The 14,202-nt window shown below is 71.1% G+C and carries 15 protein-coding genes; 14 read left to right on the top strand and 1 reads right to left on the bottom strand.

Translation table 11 applies throughout. The annotated features are described in order from the left end of the window. Positions 1-89 precede the first annotated feature (89 nt). Entirely contained in the window at positions 90-515 is a 426-nt protein-coding gene (locus ACOACQ_RS03160; RefSeq protein ID WP_378596936.1) for a nuclear transport factor 2 family protein, read from the top strand. Further along, a complete protein-coding gene (locus ACOACQ_RS03155; RefSeq protein ID WP_378596935.1) occupies positions 512-1,363 on the top strand; it encodes an alpha/beta fold hydrolase in 852 nt (283 codons plus the stop codon). Before ACOACQ_RS03160 ends, ACOACQ_RS03155 begins: the two co-directional genes overlap by 4 nt. 43 nt (positions 1,364-1,406) lie before the next feature. Here the strand turns inward: ACOACQ_RS03155 and ACOACQ_RS03150 are convergent, their stop codons facing one another. Continuing rightward, the gene (locus ACOACQ_RS03150) at positions 1,407-2,252 is read right to left on the bottom strand and encodes a LysR family transcriptional regulator (protein ID WP_378596934.1); all 846 of its coding nucleotides are present in this window, start codon (positions 2,250-2,252) and stop codon (positions 1,407-1,409) included. Between the two features lie 128 nt (positions 2,253-2,380). Here ACOACQ_RS03150 and ACOACQ_RS03145 point away from each other — a divergent pair, with 128 nt between their 5' ends. The 12 genes from ACOACQ_RS03145 to ACOACQ_RS03090 all read left to right on the top strand — a co-directional run bounded on the left by ACOACQ_RS03145 (position 2,381) and on the right by ACOACQ_RS03090 (position 14,176). Beyond that, a complete protein-coding gene (locus ACOACQ_RS03145; RefSeq protein ID WP_420287606.1) occupies positions 2,381-3,736 on the top strand; it encodes an LLM class flavin-dependent oxidoreductase in 1,356 nt (451 codons plus the stop codon). Positions 3,737-3,813: 77 nt separating this feature from the next. Further along, positions 3,814-5,364 carry an ABC transporter substrate-binding protein gene (locus tag ACOACQ_RS03140; protein ID WP_378596932.1) on the top strand — a complete coding sequence of 517 codons (1,551 nt, stop codon included), beginning with the start codon at positions 3,814-3,816 and terminating at the stop codon, positions 5,362-5,364. After that, positions 5,361-6,416, top strand: a complete 1,056-nt coding sequence (locus ACOACQ_RS03135; protein ID WP_378596931.1) for an ABC transporter permease — start codon at positions 5,361-5,363, stop codon at positions 6,414-6,416. Before ACOACQ_RS03140 ends, ACOACQ_RS03135 begins: the two co-directional genes overlap by 4 nt. Further along, positions 6,413-7,306, top strand: a complete 894-nt coding sequence (locus tag ACOACQ_RS03130) for an ABC transporter permease (RefSeq protein ID WP_378596930.1) — start codon at positions 6,413-6,415, stop codon at positions 7,304-7,306. The genes ACOACQ_RS03135 and ACOACQ_RS03130 overlap by 4 nt, the downstream gene beginning before the upstream one ends. Then, complete coding sequence (locus ACOACQ_RS03125; protein WP_420287605.1) at positions 7,290-8,330, top strand: ABC transporter ATP-binding protein; 1,041 nt, start codon at positions 7,290-7,292, stop codon at positions 8,328-8,330. Before ACOACQ_RS03130 ends, ACOACQ_RS03125 begins: the two co-directional genes overlap by 17 nt. Continuing rightward, complete coding sequence (locus ACOACQ_RS03120; RefSeq protein ID WP_420287604.1) at positions 8,327-9,403, top strand: ABC transporter ATP-binding protein; 1,077 nt, start codon at positions 8,327-8,329, stop codon at positions 9,401-9,403. Before ACOACQ_RS03125 ends, ACOACQ_RS03120 begins: the two co-directional genes overlap by 4 nt. Further along, positions 9,400-10,551, top strand: coding sequence for an LLM class flavin-dependent oxidoreductase (locus tag ACOACQ_RS03115; RefSeq protein ID WP_378596927.1), 1,152 nt, complete (start codon positions 9,400-9,402; stop codon positions 10,549-10,551). Before ACOACQ_RS03120 ends, ACOACQ_RS03115 begins: the two co-directional genes overlap by 4 nt. Before the next feature lie 3 nt (positions 10,552-10,554). Next, positions 10,555-11,703: a CaiB/BaiF CoA transferase family protein gene (locus tag ACOACQ_RS03110; protein ID WP_420287603.1), complete on the top strand. Its 1,149-nt coding sequence runs from the start codon at positions 10,555-10,557 to the stop codon at positions 11,701-11,703. Continuing rightward, positions 11,700-12,323, top strand: coding sequence for an enoyl-CoA hydratase-related protein (locus ACOACQ_RS03105; RefSeq protein WP_420287602.1), 624 nt, complete (start codon positions 11,700-11,702; stop codon positions 12,321-12,323). The genes ACOACQ_RS03110 and ACOACQ_RS03105 overlap by 4 nt, the downstream gene beginning before the upstream one ends. Next, entirely contained in the window at positions 12,320-12,913 is a 594-nt protein-coding gene (locus ACOACQ_RS03100) for a hypothetical protein (RefSeq protein ID WP_420287601.1), read from the top strand. The genes ACOACQ_RS03105 and ACOACQ_RS03100 overlap by 4 nt, the downstream gene beginning before the upstream one ends. Before the next feature lie 13 nt (positions 12,914-12,926). Next, positions 12,927-13,643 (top strand): alpha/beta hydrolase, encoded by a 717-nt coding sequence (locus ACOACQ_RS03095; RefSeq protein ID WP_420287600.1) that lies wholly within the window; start codon positions 12,927-12,929, stop codon positions 13,641-13,643. Further along, positions 13,640-14,176: a flavin reductase family protein gene (locus ACOACQ_RS03090; RefSeq protein WP_420287599.1), complete on the top strand. Its 537-nt coding sequence runs from the start codon at positions 13,640-13,642 to the stop codon at positions 14,174-14,176. Before ACOACQ_RS03095 ends, ACOACQ_RS03090 begins: the two co-directional genes overlap by 4 nt. Positions 14,177-14,202: the final 26 nt, after the last annotated feature.

The following is a 14,202-nucleotide window of genomic DNA, read 5'->3' as shown; positions in this document are numbered from 1 at the left end:
GCCAGATCGGATCTGGCGGGCGCCAGACGGCTTCTCGCGCCCAGGGAGTGAGGAATCAGAACCGATACCCAGGACCACCAGGAGGAGCCATGAAGACCCAGGTGACGATCCCGCCGCTCGTGCGACCGGGCACTGACGAGGAGGTGGCAGGCGCGTACGCCGCGGCGTACGCGAGCGCCGACTTCGAAGCGCTGCGAGAGATCCTCGCGCCGGACGTGGTGTCCCGGCTGCTGATGCCGGGAGACTTCCGCACGCTCCACGGCGCCGAGGCGTTCGTGGACGAGCTGGCCGGAGCGGTCTCGCAGGTGGATGGCTGGCGGCCGCATTCCTGGTCGGTGGTGGCGATCGGCGAGAAGTTCGCAACCCGGTCCCGGCTGGTGCTCGAAGTCGGCGGCGGCCGGTTCCAGCTGGAGCATCAGGAGGTGGTCGCGGTCCGGGACGGACGGGTCGTGGCGATCGACGGCGTGTGCAGCGGGTTCCGGCCGGTCGACACCCACCGGTCCGCGGTCCGATGAACGCGCTCACCGCCCGGTCGGCGCGGGTGTCGGGCCTCCAGGTCGAGGTGGTGGGCGAGGGGCCGCCGCTGCTGGTGGCGCACGGCGGGCCGGGGGCCAACCACGTTCTCTACCGGACGCTGGACGCGCTCGCCGTGGGGCGCCAGCTGGTCTTCTGGGACCACCGGGGCCACGGCCGGTCCGAGGCGCTGCCGGAGCGGCAGGTCGAGATCGCCGACTTCGCCGCCGACGTCGTAGCGGTCGCGGACGGTCTGGGGATCGAACGGTTCGCCCTGTTCGGCCACTCCTTCGGCGGCTGGGTCGCCCAGGAGGCTGCCCTGCGGCATGCGGACCGGATCGACGCGCTGGTGCTGGCGGGGACCACGCCCGGTCAGCTCGGGGCGAGCGAGTCGCCCGACGACGACCAGGGACCACCGCCGCCGGCGGAGATCGTCCGGCTGATGGGGACGATGCCGGCCACCGACGAAGAGGCGGCCGCACAGTATCGAGCCCTCGGCCCCTACTTCGCGCGTACGGCGGACCCGACCATCCTGGCCGCCGCGCTGGGGGAGACGCCGCCCTCGGCGGCGTCGATGGTGAGGGTGTTCGAGGCACTCGGCCGGTGGAGCTCGGTCGACCGGTTGGACCGGATCACCTGCCCGACCCTGGTCGTCGCCGGACGGTACGACGACTTCTGCTCGCTCGCCCAGCACGAGCGCATCGCCCGACGGATCACCGGCGCGGAGCTGGCGGTGTTCGAGCGGAGCGGGCACTTTCCCTGGCTGGAGGAGCCGGACGTGTTCTTCGAGCGGATCGGGGGATGGCTGGACGACAAGTTCGGGAGCGTCGGCGCCGCCACGGCAATCTGACCGCCACCGTCCCGAGCATCTCGGCGACCACCTCGTCGATGCTTCAGGACCGGTCAAGAAGTGGTCGGATGGCCTCGGCCGTGGCCCGGGCCACGCCGGTGGGCAGGCCGGGCCGCGCGCAGACGTAGAGCCGGATCGGCTCGGGTGCGGGCAGGTCCTCACGACGGACCAGGCCGGCGGGGGTCTGGCCGAGGGTGGCCATCAACGCGACGCCAACCCCGGCGCCGACGGCCGCCTGGACGCCGGCGAGCTGCGTCGCCTCCGACCCGATGATCGCGGGCACGCCATGGGCAGCAAGTGTCTCGAGGGCGCGGCTGCGCAGGGCGCAAGGGCTGTCGAAGGCCACCACGGGCAGCCGGTCCGGTGCGGCCGGTGGGGTCCAGGTGGGGGAGGAGTACCAGGCGAGCTCGAGGTCTCCCACGGGCAGCGCGTGCGGGTCGTTCGCGTTGAGCATCAGGGCGAGGTCGATCGATCCGGCGGCCAGTCCCTCACGGAGCCGGGTGCCGCGGTCGATGCGGAACCGGAAGCCGAAGGCCCCTTTCTCCTCGAGAGCGGCGGCGAGCGAGGGGAGGAGCTGGGCGGCGGCGTGCTCGGTCGACCCGATCGTGATCTGTTGGACCTGGTCGACCGCGAAGGCCCCCAGCGCGTCGTCATGGGCAGCGAGGATCTGGCGGGCATGGCCGACGAGCCGTTCGCCGCTGGACGTGAACCGCGATCCTCGGCCGTGCTTCTCGACGAGCTTGGCGCCCACGACGGCTTCGAGGCGTCGTACGTGCTGGCTCACGGCGCCCTGGCTGAGGTGCAGGTGCGTGGCCGCGTGCTGGAAGCCGCCGCGGTCCGCGATGGCGACCAGGCTGCGCAGCGGTCCAATGTCAAGAAACTTGGTCACCAAACAAGAGTAACCGCTACCGATCACGTCCCGTGATCGGTTCGGATCATGAACCCTCCTTGGACCGCCCTCGCTAACTCAAGTAGTTTGATAGACAAACATCAACTCGTGCGAGGGAGCAGATCGACATGGCGTCGAACCGGCAGATCCACCTGGGTGCGGTGCCGTACGGCACCGGCGGCCCGGGCAGCCACACGTTGTGGCTGGACCCGGAGATCCCCGGTGATGCAAGCGTCAACGTCGCGTGGTTCACCGAGATCGCCCAGCTGGCCGAGCGCGGCCGTTTCGACCTGCTCTTCATCGTGGACAGCCAGTTCATCACGCCGTACTCGCCACCCCACTACCTCAACCGACTCGAGCCGCTGACCCTGCTCAGTGCCCTCGCCACCCAGACCAGCCGCATCGGCCTGGTGGGTACGGCGACGACGAGCTTCAACAGCCCGTTCAACCTGGTCCGCCGGCTCGGTTCCCTCGACCTGATCAGTGGCGGCCGGGCGGGCTGGAACGTCGTGACCACCGGTGACGCAGGGACGGCGTCCAACTACGGGCTCGAGGAGCACTACGACTACGACACCCGCTACGGCAGGGCGCAGGAGTTCGTCGAGCTGGCCCGGGCGCTGTGGGACTCCTACGAGGACGACGCGTTCGTCCGGGACCGGGAGAGTGGGGTCTTCCTGGATCGCACCAAGCAGCACGTGCTGAACCACGAGGGCGAGCACTTCAAGGTCCGGGGCCCCCTCAACCTGGTGCGCTCCGCCCAGGGCCACCCGGTCGTGTTCCAGGCGGGTGACTCCGACCAGGGGCGTGACCTCGGAGCCAGCGTGGGGGAGGGCATCTTCACCCACGCGCCGGACATCCCCGCCGGCCAGGCCTTCTACGACGACATCAAGACCCGCGCCCGGACCAGGTTCGGTCGCAACCCGGACCACCTCGTGATCATGCCCGGCATCAAGGTCGTCGTCGGCGACACCGACGAAGAGGCCCGCGAGATCGAGGCGTTCAACAACGACCGCGACCACACCTTCTCCGCGGCTCTCGCCGAGTTCGGCCGTCCCTTCGGATGGCACGACTTCACGCAGTACGACCTCGACGCGCCGTTCCCGGCGGAGACCCTCGAGCTCGGCCGCCGGTCGTTCTTCACCCAGGCGAAGGCGGTCACCGAGCGCGCGATCGAGAACGGGTGGACCCTGCGCCAGACGGTCGAGGCCACCCGCTACTTCCGCAAGAGCGAGTTCGTCGGTTCGCCCACGACGGTCGCCGACAAGCTCATCGAATGGTGGGACGCCCGCGCCTGCGACGGCTTCAACATCGGCGTCGACCACCCGGCCAACTTCCGCCGCTTCGTCGACGACGTCGTGCCGATCCTCCAGGAGCGCGGTGTGTTCCGCGCCGACTACGAAGCAACGACCTTGCGTGGGCATCTCGGGTTGCCCGTCCCGGTCAACCGTCACGCTGCGGCCCGCGCGGCCAGCGAGACGGCCTGAACCCCGGGCGTCCGGCTGCACCCGCCGGGCGCCCGGTCCCACCACACCGAAACACCTCAACCCGAAAGCAGATCTCGATGTCCCTCCGTTCCCGTCCGCCTGCAACGAACCTGAACCGCCGTACCTTCCTGGGCGCCAGCCTGGGCGCGGGCCTGATCCTGGCGCTGGAAGCATGCGGCGGTACGTCGTCCGGTACTGGCTCCGGCAGCGGCTCGGGCACCATCAAGTGGGCCTGGCAGCTGCCGACGACGTGGGACCCGGTCACCTCGTCGGCAGGCTCGGACGTCCAGATGCTCGCCCTGGCCTACGACCCAATCACCGCGCTGGACCAGGAGGGCAACGCCATTCCGTGGTTGGCCGAGTCGTGGAAGTACGACGCCTCGGGCAAGCGGGTGACCTTCACCTTGCGCTCCGGCCTGAAGTTCAGCGACGGCAGCCCCCTCGACGCCACCGCCGTCGCGAAATCGATCGAACGCGGTCGCACCCAGGACGGCTCCCTCATCGCGCCGCAGATGAAGACGATCAAGAAGGTCTCGGCATCGGGCGCCCGTGACGTCGTGGTGGAGCTGAGCGAGGTCGACTACCAGTACCCCTTGCTGTTCGCAGGCAAGACCGGCATGGTCGTCAACCCCGCGGTCTTCGAGAAGGACGCGGCGTCGCTCGCCACGCAACCTGCGGGTTCGGGCCCGTTCCAGGTGACCAAGTACACCCAGAACGACCACGCCTCGGCGAAGAAGAACCCGAACTTCCTGGCCGCGGACGAGATCAAGGTCGACGCCTTCGAGCTCTACCCGCAGGCAGACCCGGCCACCGTCGTCGCGTCCGTCCAGTCGGGCCAGTACAACCTCGCCCGGATCGGCGGCGCACAGGTGCAGCAGGCCAAGGACGCCGGACTGGACGTCCAGATCCTGGAGTCGATGTTCGTCAGCGTCCTGGACGTCCACGCAGGCAAGGCCCCGTTCGACGACCCGGCCGTCGTGGAGGCGCTGAAGTTCGCGATCGACCGGGAGAAGATCAAGGAGGTCGCCAACTTCGGCATCGGCGACGTCAACTACCAGCCCTTCCCGCCGGGGTACGTCGGCTACAACCCCGCGCTTGCGGACGTCTACGCCCACAACCCGGACAAGGCGCGCCAGATCCTGGCCGATGCCGGCTACACCAAGCCGGTCCCGGCGGTGTTGACCAGCTCCGGGTTCGCGCCGGCCGCTGTCGAGCTGATCCAGGCGCAGCTCAAGGAGGTCGGGATCGAGGTCAGGATCGAGACCATCCCCCAGACACAGCACACCCAGCTCGTCTACATCGAGCACTCGAAGGCGCTGGCCTACGACGGGTTCGCGGGTCGCGAGTCCCCGGTGCAGGCCTTCCAGGTGCTGTTCGGCGCCGAAGGGCTGATGAACCCGAACCGTCAGTCCAACGCGGATCTCGAGGCCCAGCTCAAGAAGGTCAAGGAGACGCCGACCGACGACCCGGGCTACCCGGCACTGCTCCAGGAGGCCACCCGGATCGCGGTCACCACCTATCCGAACACCTTCCTGTACCTGACGCCGTCGATCATCGCCCGCAAGGGCGTCTCCGAGCTGCCGAAGTCCCCGAGCCTGCGCCGCTTCGAGGGGGTGTCCACGTCATGAGCGTGGCCGCTCCCGCCCGGCCGGTGACCATCACGGTCACCGGCCGCGGGACGGTGGCGGGCGTCGTACGACGCACCACGCCGTGGTTGCGGTCCCTGGCCGGTTCCCTCGCCATCACCATCACGGTGCTCCTCCTCGCCTCGGTGATCACCTTCGCGCTCGGCGCCCTCAGCGACAGCAACCCGGCGGCCGCGGCGCTGGGGGAGACCGCCACGCCGGAGGACATCGCCCGCCTCAACCACGAGTTCGGCCTCGACCGACCGCTGGTCGTGCAGTACTTCAGCTGGGTGGGCAACGGACTCACCGGAGACCTCGGCCGGTCGTGGTTCACGACCATCCCGGTCGCCGACAGCATCCGCGCCGCGCTGCCCGTGGACCTGTCGATCGCCGCCTTGGCCCTGGCCCTGGCGATCGTCATCGGCGGTGGTGCCGGCATCGGCGCCGCGCTCAGCAACGGCGGTGTGTTCGACCGCGCGGTCACGCTGGTGTGCTCCCTGCTGGGCACCCTGCCGCCCTTCGTCATCGGCATGGCCCTGATCGTCGTGTTCTCCGTCAAGCTCGAGCTGCTGCCCGCCGGCGGCTACGTCCCGATCGGGGTCGACCCCGTGCAGTGGCTGCGGTTCTCGATCCTGCCCGGCCTGGCCCTGAGCCTCGACGTGGCCGCTTCGATCGCACGCCAGCTGCGGACCTCGCTCACCGGCGAGCTGCGTGAGAACTATGCGGTCGGTGCGGAGATGCGCGGATTCGGGCGGCGCCGCGTGCTCTTCGGGCACGTCCTGCGCAACGCGGCCGGCCCGACGCTGGCCGTGATCGGTCTCGCCATCCCGCTGATCATCGGCGGCGCGGTGATGACGGAGAAGCTCTTCGGGCTTCCCGGTGTCGCCCAGCTCGCCCTGCAGTCCGCCGAGCGCGGTGACGTCCCGGTCGTTCTCGGGACCCTGCTGGTCACGGCCGTGGTGGTCGTCATCGCCAGCCTGGTGATCAACGTCCTGCAGACGCTGCTCAACCCGGTCGCCCGCCGTGGCGACGGCACGGCGGGGGTGGCCCGATGAGGACCCTCGCAGCCCTGTGGCGGGTGCCGAGCGCACGCCTTGCCCTCGTCATCCTGTTCGGTGTCGGTTTCCTTGCGCTCTTCGGCGGCGCCCTCGCCCCGCACGACCCGCTCCATCAGTACACCGACGAGGTCCTGCAGGGTCCCAGCGCGAGCCACCTCCTCGGGACCGACTACGTCGGCCGTGACGTGCTCAGTCGCCTGATGGAGGGGACCCGCCTCTCGGTGGTCGGTGCGGTCGAGGCGGTGCTCATCGGCGGACTCCTCGGGGTACCGGCCGGACTGGCATCGGCCTGGCTCGGGCCGCGCCTGGAGTGGATCACGCTCCGCACGAGCGACACCCTCGTGGTCCTGCCGTTCACGGTCTTCGCCATCGCGGTGGCCGGCACGCTCGGCAACGGGTTGCAGCAGGCCATGGTCGCGATCGGCGTCCTCATCAGCCCGGTCTTCTATCGCGTGACCCGTGCCGCGACGCTCGGCCTTCGCAAGGTGCAGTACGTCGAGGCCGCCGAGCTGATGGGTGCCACCGAGTGGTGGACCCTGCGTCGGCACATCTGGAGCAAGGTCCTGCCGAACGTCGCGGTGACAGCTGCCCATGCCACCGGATCTGCGCTGCTCGTGGTGGCCTCGCTGGCGTTCCTCGGCCTCGGCGTCACCCCGCCGGCGCCGACCTGGGGCGGGATGCTGTCGTCCGACCTGGGCTACCTCGCCCAGCAACCCTGGGCGCCCGTGTTCCCGGCGCTGCTCATGATGGCGACCGTCGGCTCCCTCAACCTGCTGGCCGACGCGATCCGCGATGCCACCGGAGCCACCGAGGCGCCCCGGCGCCGTACCCGAATCGTCTCGTCCGCCCCTGCCCGAAAGGAGCATTCCGATGTCGTCCCCGCATGAGGAGACCCGCGTGCAGAACACGCTGGAGGTCAACGAGCTCCAGGTCTCGGTCGCCGACGGGCTCGTCGCCGTCCACGACGTGTCCTTCGCGATCCGTCGGGGTGAGTCGGTCGGGCTGGTCGGTGAGTCGGGCAGTGGCAAGACGCTCACCTGCCGTGCCGTCCTCGGACTGCTCCCCGCCACCGGTCGGGTCGACGCCGGCCGCATCGTGCTCGGTGCGGGCACCGACGCGGTGGAGCTCACCGGGGCGCGACGATCGACGTGGGACCAGGTCCGGGCGGTGCGCATCGGCGCGGTGTTCCAGGACCCGGCGTCGTACCTCAACCCCTCCCTCACCGTCGGCCACCAGCTGGCCGAGCAGCTGCGGGTCAAGGGCGGCCTGTCGCGGCGGGCCGCGCAGCTTCGCTCGATCGAGCTCTTCGACGAGGTCGGCCTGCACGACCCGGCGAACGTGTTCCACCAGTACCCGCACCAGCTCTCGGGCGGCATGCTGCAGCGCGTCCTGATCGCCATCGCGGTGTCGTGCGAGCCGGAGCTGCTCATCGCCGACGAGGCGACCACTGCCCTGGACGTGGTGATCCAGGCCGAGATCCTGGCCCTGCTGCGCCGGCTGCGGGACACGCACGGCCTGTCCCTGCTCCTGGTCACCCACGACCTCGCCGTCGTCGCCGAGAGCTGCGACCGCATCCTCGTCATGTACGGCGGCCAGGTGGTGGAGAGCGGACCGACGGACCAGGTGCTGCGCGATCCCCAGCACCCGTACACCCAGGCACTCATGGGAGTCGCGACGATCGGCAGCTGGCACCGGCGCCGGCTCGACGTGATCCCCGGCCAGCCGCCGGCGGCCGGCGAGCAGATGCCGGGATGCCGGTTCGCGCCACGGTGCGCCCACGCCATGGCGGCCTGTGTGACCGGCCCGGTGCCGGTCGCCGATCTCGGGGGAGAGCGGACCAGCCGCTGCGTCCTCGCGGACCCGCTGGCACGGGACACAAGCACGACGACGGCACAGGCGGTGTCGGCATGACGACGACCCAGGAACGGCCCCTGGTCACGGCGACCACACCGGAGTCGGCGCCCCTGCTGAGCGTCCGCGGCCTGTCGGTCTCCTACGCGCCACCGCGCAAGGGCACCCACCTCGGCACCGGTGCCGCACTCGTCGAGGCAGACCTCGACATCCGGTCGGGCGAGATCGTCGGCATCGTGGGCGAGACCGGTTCGGGCAAGACCACCCTCGCCCGGGCAACGGTCGGCCTGGTCGCACCCGCCGCAGGCACGATCGAGTTCGCGGGACAGGACATCGGTGGCCTGCGTGGCCGCGCCCGCCGGGCGTTCCGGCGTTCCGGGCAGGTCCAGCTGGTGTTCCAGGACCCGCTGCGTTCACTGGACCCCGACCTGACGGTCGCCAGCATCGTGCGGGAGCCGCTCGACATCGCGGGCACCCTGCCCCGGGCCGAGCGCGACCAGCGGGTGCGCGAGTCGCTGCGCCTGGTCGGCCTCGAGCCGGACGAGGTGCTGCTCCGGCGGCCACGGCAGCTCTCGGGCGGCCAGCGCCAGCGGGTCTCCCTCGCCCGCGCCATCGCGACCCGACCCCGGCTCCTCTACTGCGACGAACCGGTGTCCGCGCTGGACGTGTCCAACCGCAACCTCGTGCTCAACCTCCTCGAGCAGCTGCGCACCGAGCTCGACCTGGCGGTCGTGATCATCGCGCACGACCTCAGCTCGCTGGCCGGCATCGCCGACCGCGTCGCGGTCTTCTACCGGGGCAGGCTCGTCGAGCAGGGCCCGATCCGCGCGGTGCTCGAGGACCCGGCACATCCGTACACCGCGTTGCTCACTGCTTCAGCGCCCAGCGTGGTCCAGGAGGACCGGCTCCGGCCCGATCAGCTGAAGCCGGCGCCCGACGCACCGGCCCGGCCGGTCGACGGTGGGTGCGTCTTCGCCCATCGCTGCCCGTTCGTCCACGACGCCTGCGCCGAACAGCCCGCACCCGCGCGCGTGCCCGACGCACCTGCCCGGCTCGCGTCGTGCCAGGACGCGGTCACCTGGCGTGACCGGCTCGACCAACCCCACCCCCCGCTACGAGAGGCCACCTCATGACCCACGACCCCCGCTACCACGACGTCGAGATCCTCGGCATGATCGGCACCGCGGATGCCTCCGAGATCCGGCCCGGCAACGCCGCGGTCGTCGATGCCGACTACACCGCGCGCTTCGCACGGGCGCACGAGGACGGCGGCTTCGACCGGGTCCTGATCGGCTACGGCTCCGGATGGGCCGAAGGCAGCCAGGTCGCCGCCTTCGCCGCCGCCCACACCGAGCGGCTCGGCCTGCTCGTCGCGCACCGGCCGGGCGTCGTACACCCGACCCTGGCGGCGCGCACCTTCAGCACGCTCGACCAGTTCAGCAAGGGGCGGGTGGCGCTGAACATCGTCACCGGCAGCACCGACACCGAGCAACGGCGGGAGGGCGACTACCTGCCGCACGACGAGCGGTACGACCGCACCGACGAGTACCTCCAGGTGCTCCGCACCACGTGGGACACCAAGGGACCACGGGACTTCGAGGGTCGCTACTACCGGTTCGAGGGCGCCACTCCGCAGGTGTTCCCCTACCAGGACCGTCATCTGGAGCTGTTCTTCGGCGGGAGCTCGCCCGCGGCGAACGTCGTCGGTGCGCGGCACGCCGACACCTACATGCTGTGGGGCGAGCCGTTGAAGGAGACGGGCGACCAGATCGCCGCCGTCACGCAGCGGGCTGCCGAGGCAGGACGTCCGCAGCGGCCGAGGATCTCGGTCTCCTTCCGGCCGATCCTCGGCGCGACCGACGAGGCCGCCTGGGAACGGGCGCACGGCATCGTGGACACCATCAACGGTGCCGCCGGAGCCCAGTTCCGGCAGAAGGTCGGGCTGCTGCACCCGCAGGGCCGGGCCCCGGAGAACACGGGCTCGCAGCGGTTGCTGGCCGTGGCCGAGAAGGGCGACCTGCACGACCGTTGCCTGTGGACCCCGACGACGAAGGCCGTGGGCGGCGGGGGCAACTCCACCGCCCTGGTCGGCTCGCCCGAGACCGTGGCTGCCGCGATGCTCGACTACGTCGAGATCGGCGTCGACACCGTGCTGATCCGCGGCTACGACCCGCTGCAGGACGCGATCGACTACGGCCGCGACCTCCTTCCGCTGGTCCGGCAGGAACTCGCGCACCGCGCCGCCACCCGCCGTACGGACACCGAAAGAGCGGCCGTCTGATCCATGAGGCCACTGGAAGGAGTGCGGGTCGTCGAGCTGGCGCACGTCGCCGCCGGACCGTTCACGGGCATGCTGCTCGCGGACCTCGGTGCCGACGTGGTCAAGGTCGAGCCGCCGAGCGGGGACCAGATGCGAGCCTGGCCGCCGTTCGCCGACGACGGCGAGGAGCGGTTCAGCCACAACTTCGCATCGGTGAACCGCAACAAGCGATCGGTCGTCGCCGACCTCAAGGACCCGGTCGACCTGGCCCGGGTGGGCGAGCTGGTCGCCGCAGCCGACGTGGTCGTGGAGAACTACCGGCCGGGCGTGCTCGATCGGCTCGGGCTCGGCTACGACACGGTGCGCGAGGGCCACCGCGGACTCGTCTACTGCTCGATCTCGGGGTACGGGCTGACCAGCCCGTACGTCGACCACGGCGCCTACGACGTCGTCATCCAGGGCATGTCGGGCCTGATGAGCGTCACCGGGGAACCGGACGGTGGCCCGGTCAAGGCGGGCGTGCCGGTCGGCGACTTCACCGCCGGTCTCTACGCGGCGTACACCATCGCGGCCCTGCTTCCCCAGGTCCGCAACAGCGGTACGTCGACGCGCATCGACTGCCCGATGCTCGATTGCCTCCTGGGCGTCTCCGCGCTCCAGACCAGCGAGTACTGGGGCTCCGGGATCGAGCCGCGCCGCCTCGGCACGGCCCACCCTCGCAACGCGCCGTACCAGGGCTTCGCTGCCGCCGACGCCGCCTTCACGGTCGCCGCCGGCAACGACCGGCTCTGGGCCGCGGTCGCCGAGGTCGTCGGCCTGCCCGAGCTCGCCGACGACCCGCGCTTTCGCCACCAGCTGGACCGGGTGCGCCACCAGCACGACCTCGAGGGGCTGCTCCAGGCCCGATTCGCCGAGGAGAAGCGGGACCACTGGATCACCGCACTACGGGCGCGGGGAGTCCCGTGCGGACCGATCAACACCTTCGGAGAGATCCTCGCCGACCCGCACGTCGAGGTCACCGGACTGGTCGCCACCGCGGACGTCCCGGTCGCGGGCCCGACGCCGACCGTCGTCTTCCCGGTCCGCGTCGAGGGCCTGACCGCGCGCCTCGACCGCGGCGCACCACGACTGGGCGCCGACGCCGACGTGTACGACGAGTGGGTGAACCGATGACGCTCCTGCTCGAACGGGGGGAGACCTGGACGGTCACCCTCGACCGGCCGACCCGCGCGAACGCGCTGAGCGCTGAGCTGGTCGAGGACCTGCTCGACGTCGTCGCGGAATCCGCTGCGGCCCGGCCCGCCGCTCTGGTGCTGCGCGGCAACGCCCGGCACTTCGCGGCCGGCTTCGACCTCGACGGGCTGGCACAGGAGACCGACGCGACCCTGGCGCACCGGTTCCTGCGGATCGGGCTCCTTCTCGAGCGGCTGCTCGCAGCACCGCACCTCACTGTCGCCGTCGCCGAGGGCGCCGCCGTCGGCGCCGGAGCCGACCTCGTCCTGGCCTGCGACCACCGGCTGGTGGACCCGGGGGTGACCTTGCGCTTCCCGGGCTCGGCCTTCGGCGTCGCGCTGGGCACCGTACGTCGCGCTGAGCTCGGCGACCGGCTGGTCACCGGCGCGCCGGTGTCGCTCGATAGCGCGCTCCGCGCCGATCGACCGCCACGACCTCGCCACGACGCGGACGCGGAGCTCGCGGCCCTGGCCCGCTCGGTCGCCGTACCCGGGTTGCGGGACCGGATCGCGGCCTACGCCGCGTCGACCCACCTGCCCAGAACGAAGGAATTCGCATGACCCAGCACCCCACCCCGACCCCGACCGTCCCGGTCACCAGCGACGTGCCCGAGATCGAGGCCTTTGCCTCCCGGGTGGCGGATCTGGTGGCCAGCGGCCTGGACGAGCACGCCCTCACGGCGGCGATCCGCGACGACCTCGCGGACACGCTTGCGGCAGGCTTCGACCTGCCGCTGGACAAGACACGTCCCGATCCCGAGCGCTACGTCATGTACCCGCTCCACGTCGCGGCGGACGGGTCCTTCTCCATCGCCAGCGCGGTGTGGAACGTCGGCCAGGGCACGCCCGTGCACGGCCACGAGACCTGGGGCGTCGTCGGGATCCACCGTGGCGTCGAGGTGGAGACCCGCTTCGAGAAGCCGACCAGGCCGGACCTGCCCCTCGTCGCAGAAGGCACCGAGGAGTGGGGCGCCGGCCAGGTGACCGTGTGCTGCACGACCGACGACGACGTGCACCAGGTCCGCTGCGGCGGCGACGAGCCCGTCGTCGGCATTCACGTCTACGGCGCCGACATCGGCACCCTGCCCCGTCGCTCGTACGACCCCGACACGGGAGCCGTGCACTGGTTCACATCCACGTGGGCCCGCTAGAGGAGAGAGAACGATGACCGTGACTTCCTGGAACGAACCCCACGGGGGGACCCCGCGCGGCACCCTGATCGTGTTGCCCGGCCGTGGTGAGACGGCGGCGTCGTACGAGCGCTTCGGCCGCCGGATCTCCGCCGATGCCTGGCGGGTGCGGCTGGTGCCCGTCGACCTCGACGACCTCGAGGGCACGCGGGTGCAGGTCGAGAAGCTGCTCGTCGACGAGTCGATGCCCGCGCCCAAGGTGCTGGTCGGCGCTGACTCCGGCGCGACCGTGGCCGTACTGCTTGCGCCGACGTTGCCGGTGGACGGGCTCGTCGTCGCCGGCATCGCATTGCCGGGCGCCCCCAGCGTCGACACCTGGGAAGCGGAGATCGAGGCGCGGAGCGCGTGCCCGGTGCACCGTCGCGTCATCGCGGAGGACAGCGGGTTCGCCCGCGGTGCCCTCAACCGCCCGCTGCCGTGGTCCTCGATCGAGCTGACAGCGCCCCGCAAGCCGGTGCTCGTGCTGCACGGGTCGTCCGATCCGGTCACCTCGTCCGACGAGGCCCTTTCGCTGTACGACGGTGTCCCGGAGGTGCGGGCACGACTGGTCAACGGGGGTCGGCACGACATCCTCAATGACGCATCGCACCGCTCGGTGGCCGCGACGATCGTGCTCTTCCTGGAGTCGCTCAAGCTGGGTCCCGAGCTGCCCGACATCGTCAGCGCGCCGGTCGCGAGTGGCGTCCGATGAGCACGCTTGCCACGAATCCGAAGCTGACGACCAACCAGGACCTCGACCCGGACCGGCTCCGCGAGGCCTTCGGATTCTTCCCGAGCGGCGTGGTGGCGGTGGCGGCCGAGATCGACGGGCGCCCGGTCGGGCTCGCCGCCAGCTCCTTCACGTCGGTGAGCCTGGACCCGCCCCTCGTCTCGGTGAACCTCGCCGTCGCGTCGAAGACCTGGCCCGCCCTGCGCACGGCCCCGCGTCTCGGCGTCACCGTCCTGGCCGACCACCACGCGGCCGTGTGCCGCCAGCTCGCCGGGCCCGTCGCCGCCCGGTTCGCCGGAGTCGCCTACACGGTGGCGGCCGGGGGCGGCATCACCATCGACGACGGCCTCGCCCGGTTCGACTGCACCGTCCATCGCGAGGTGGATGCAGGTGACCACGTGTTGATCCTGCTCGAGCTGCAGGCCGTCGACCACGTCGACCGGTCGAGCGGGCAAGGCCCGTTGGTCTTCCACCACAGTGGGTTCGAGCGACTCGAGCCCACCGTCCGCACCTGAGGACAACGCGCCCGCGACCGGTGTCC

This window comes from Nocardioides sp. CPCC 206347 (assembly GCF_048654605.1).
GTDB lineage: Bacteria > Actinomycetota > Actinomycetes > Propionibacteriales > Nocardioidaceae > Nocardioides.
The sequence above is the reverse complement of the archived record's forward strand: the minus strand, read 5'-3'. Positions and strand labels throughout refer to the sequence as shown.

What these genes read in the sequence shown, in the direction of transcription:
- ACOACQ_RS03160 (WP_378596936.1), top strand. Translation starts at nt 90, where the DNA reads ATGAAGACCCAGGTGACGATCCCGCCGCTCGTGCGACCGGGCACTGAC.
- ACOACQ_RS03155 (WP_378596935.1), top strand. Translation starts at nt 512, where the DNA reads ATGAACGCGCTCACCGCCCGGTCGGCGCGGGTGTCGGGCCTCCAGGTC.
- ACOACQ_RS03145 (WP_420287606.1), top strand. Translation starts at nt 2,381, where the DNA reads ATGGCGTCGAACCGGCAGATCCACCTGGGTGCGGTGCCGTACGGCACC.
- ACOACQ_RS03140 (WP_378596932.1), top strand. Translation starts at nt 3,814, where the DNA reads ATGTCCCTCCGTTCCCGTCCGCCTGCAACGAACCTGAACCGCCGTACC.
- ACOACQ_RS03135 (WP_378596931.1), top strand. Translation starts at nt 5,361, where the DNA reads ATGAGCGTGGCCGCTCCCGCCCGGCCGGTGACCATCACGGTCACCGGC.
- ACOACQ_RS03130 (WP_378596930.1), top strand. Translation starts at nt 6,413, where the DNA reads ATGAGGACCCTCGCAGCCCTGTGGCGGGTGCCGAGCGCACGCCTTGCC.
- ACOACQ_RS03125 (WP_420287605.1), top strand. Translation starts at nt 7,290, where the DNA reads ATGTCGTCCCCGCATGAGGAGACCCGCGTGCAGAACACGCTGGAGGTC.
- ACOACQ_RS03120 (WP_420287604.1), top strand. Translation starts at nt 8,327, where the DNA reads ATGACGACGACCCAGGAACGGCCCCTGGTCACGGCGACCACACCGGAG.
- ACOACQ_RS03115 (WP_378596927.1), top strand. Translation starts at nt 9,400, where the DNA reads ATGACCCACGACCCCCGCTACCACGACGTCGAGATCCTCGGCATGATC.
- ACOACQ_RS03110 (WP_420287603.1), top strand. Translation starts at nt 10,555, where the DNA reads ATGAGGCCACTGGAAGGAGTGCGGGTCGTCGAGCTGGCGCACGTCGCC.
- ACOACQ_RS03105 (WP_420287602.1), top strand. Translation starts at nt 11,700, where the DNA reads ATGACGCTCCTGCTCGAACGGGGGGAGACCTGGACGGTCACCCTCGAC.
- ACOACQ_RS03100 (WP_420287601.1), top strand. Translation starts at nt 12,320, where the DNA reads ATGACCCAGCACCCCACCCCGACCCCGACCGTCCCGGTCACCAGCGAC.
- ACOACQ_RS03095 (WP_420287600.1), top strand. Translation starts at nt 12,927, where the DNA reads ATGACCGTGACTTCCTGGAACGAACCCCACGGGGGGACCCCGCGCGGC.
- ACOACQ_RS03090 (WP_420287599.1), top strand. Translation starts at nt 13,640, where the DNA reads ATGAGCACGCTTGCCACGAATCCGAAGCTGACGACCAACCAGGACCTC.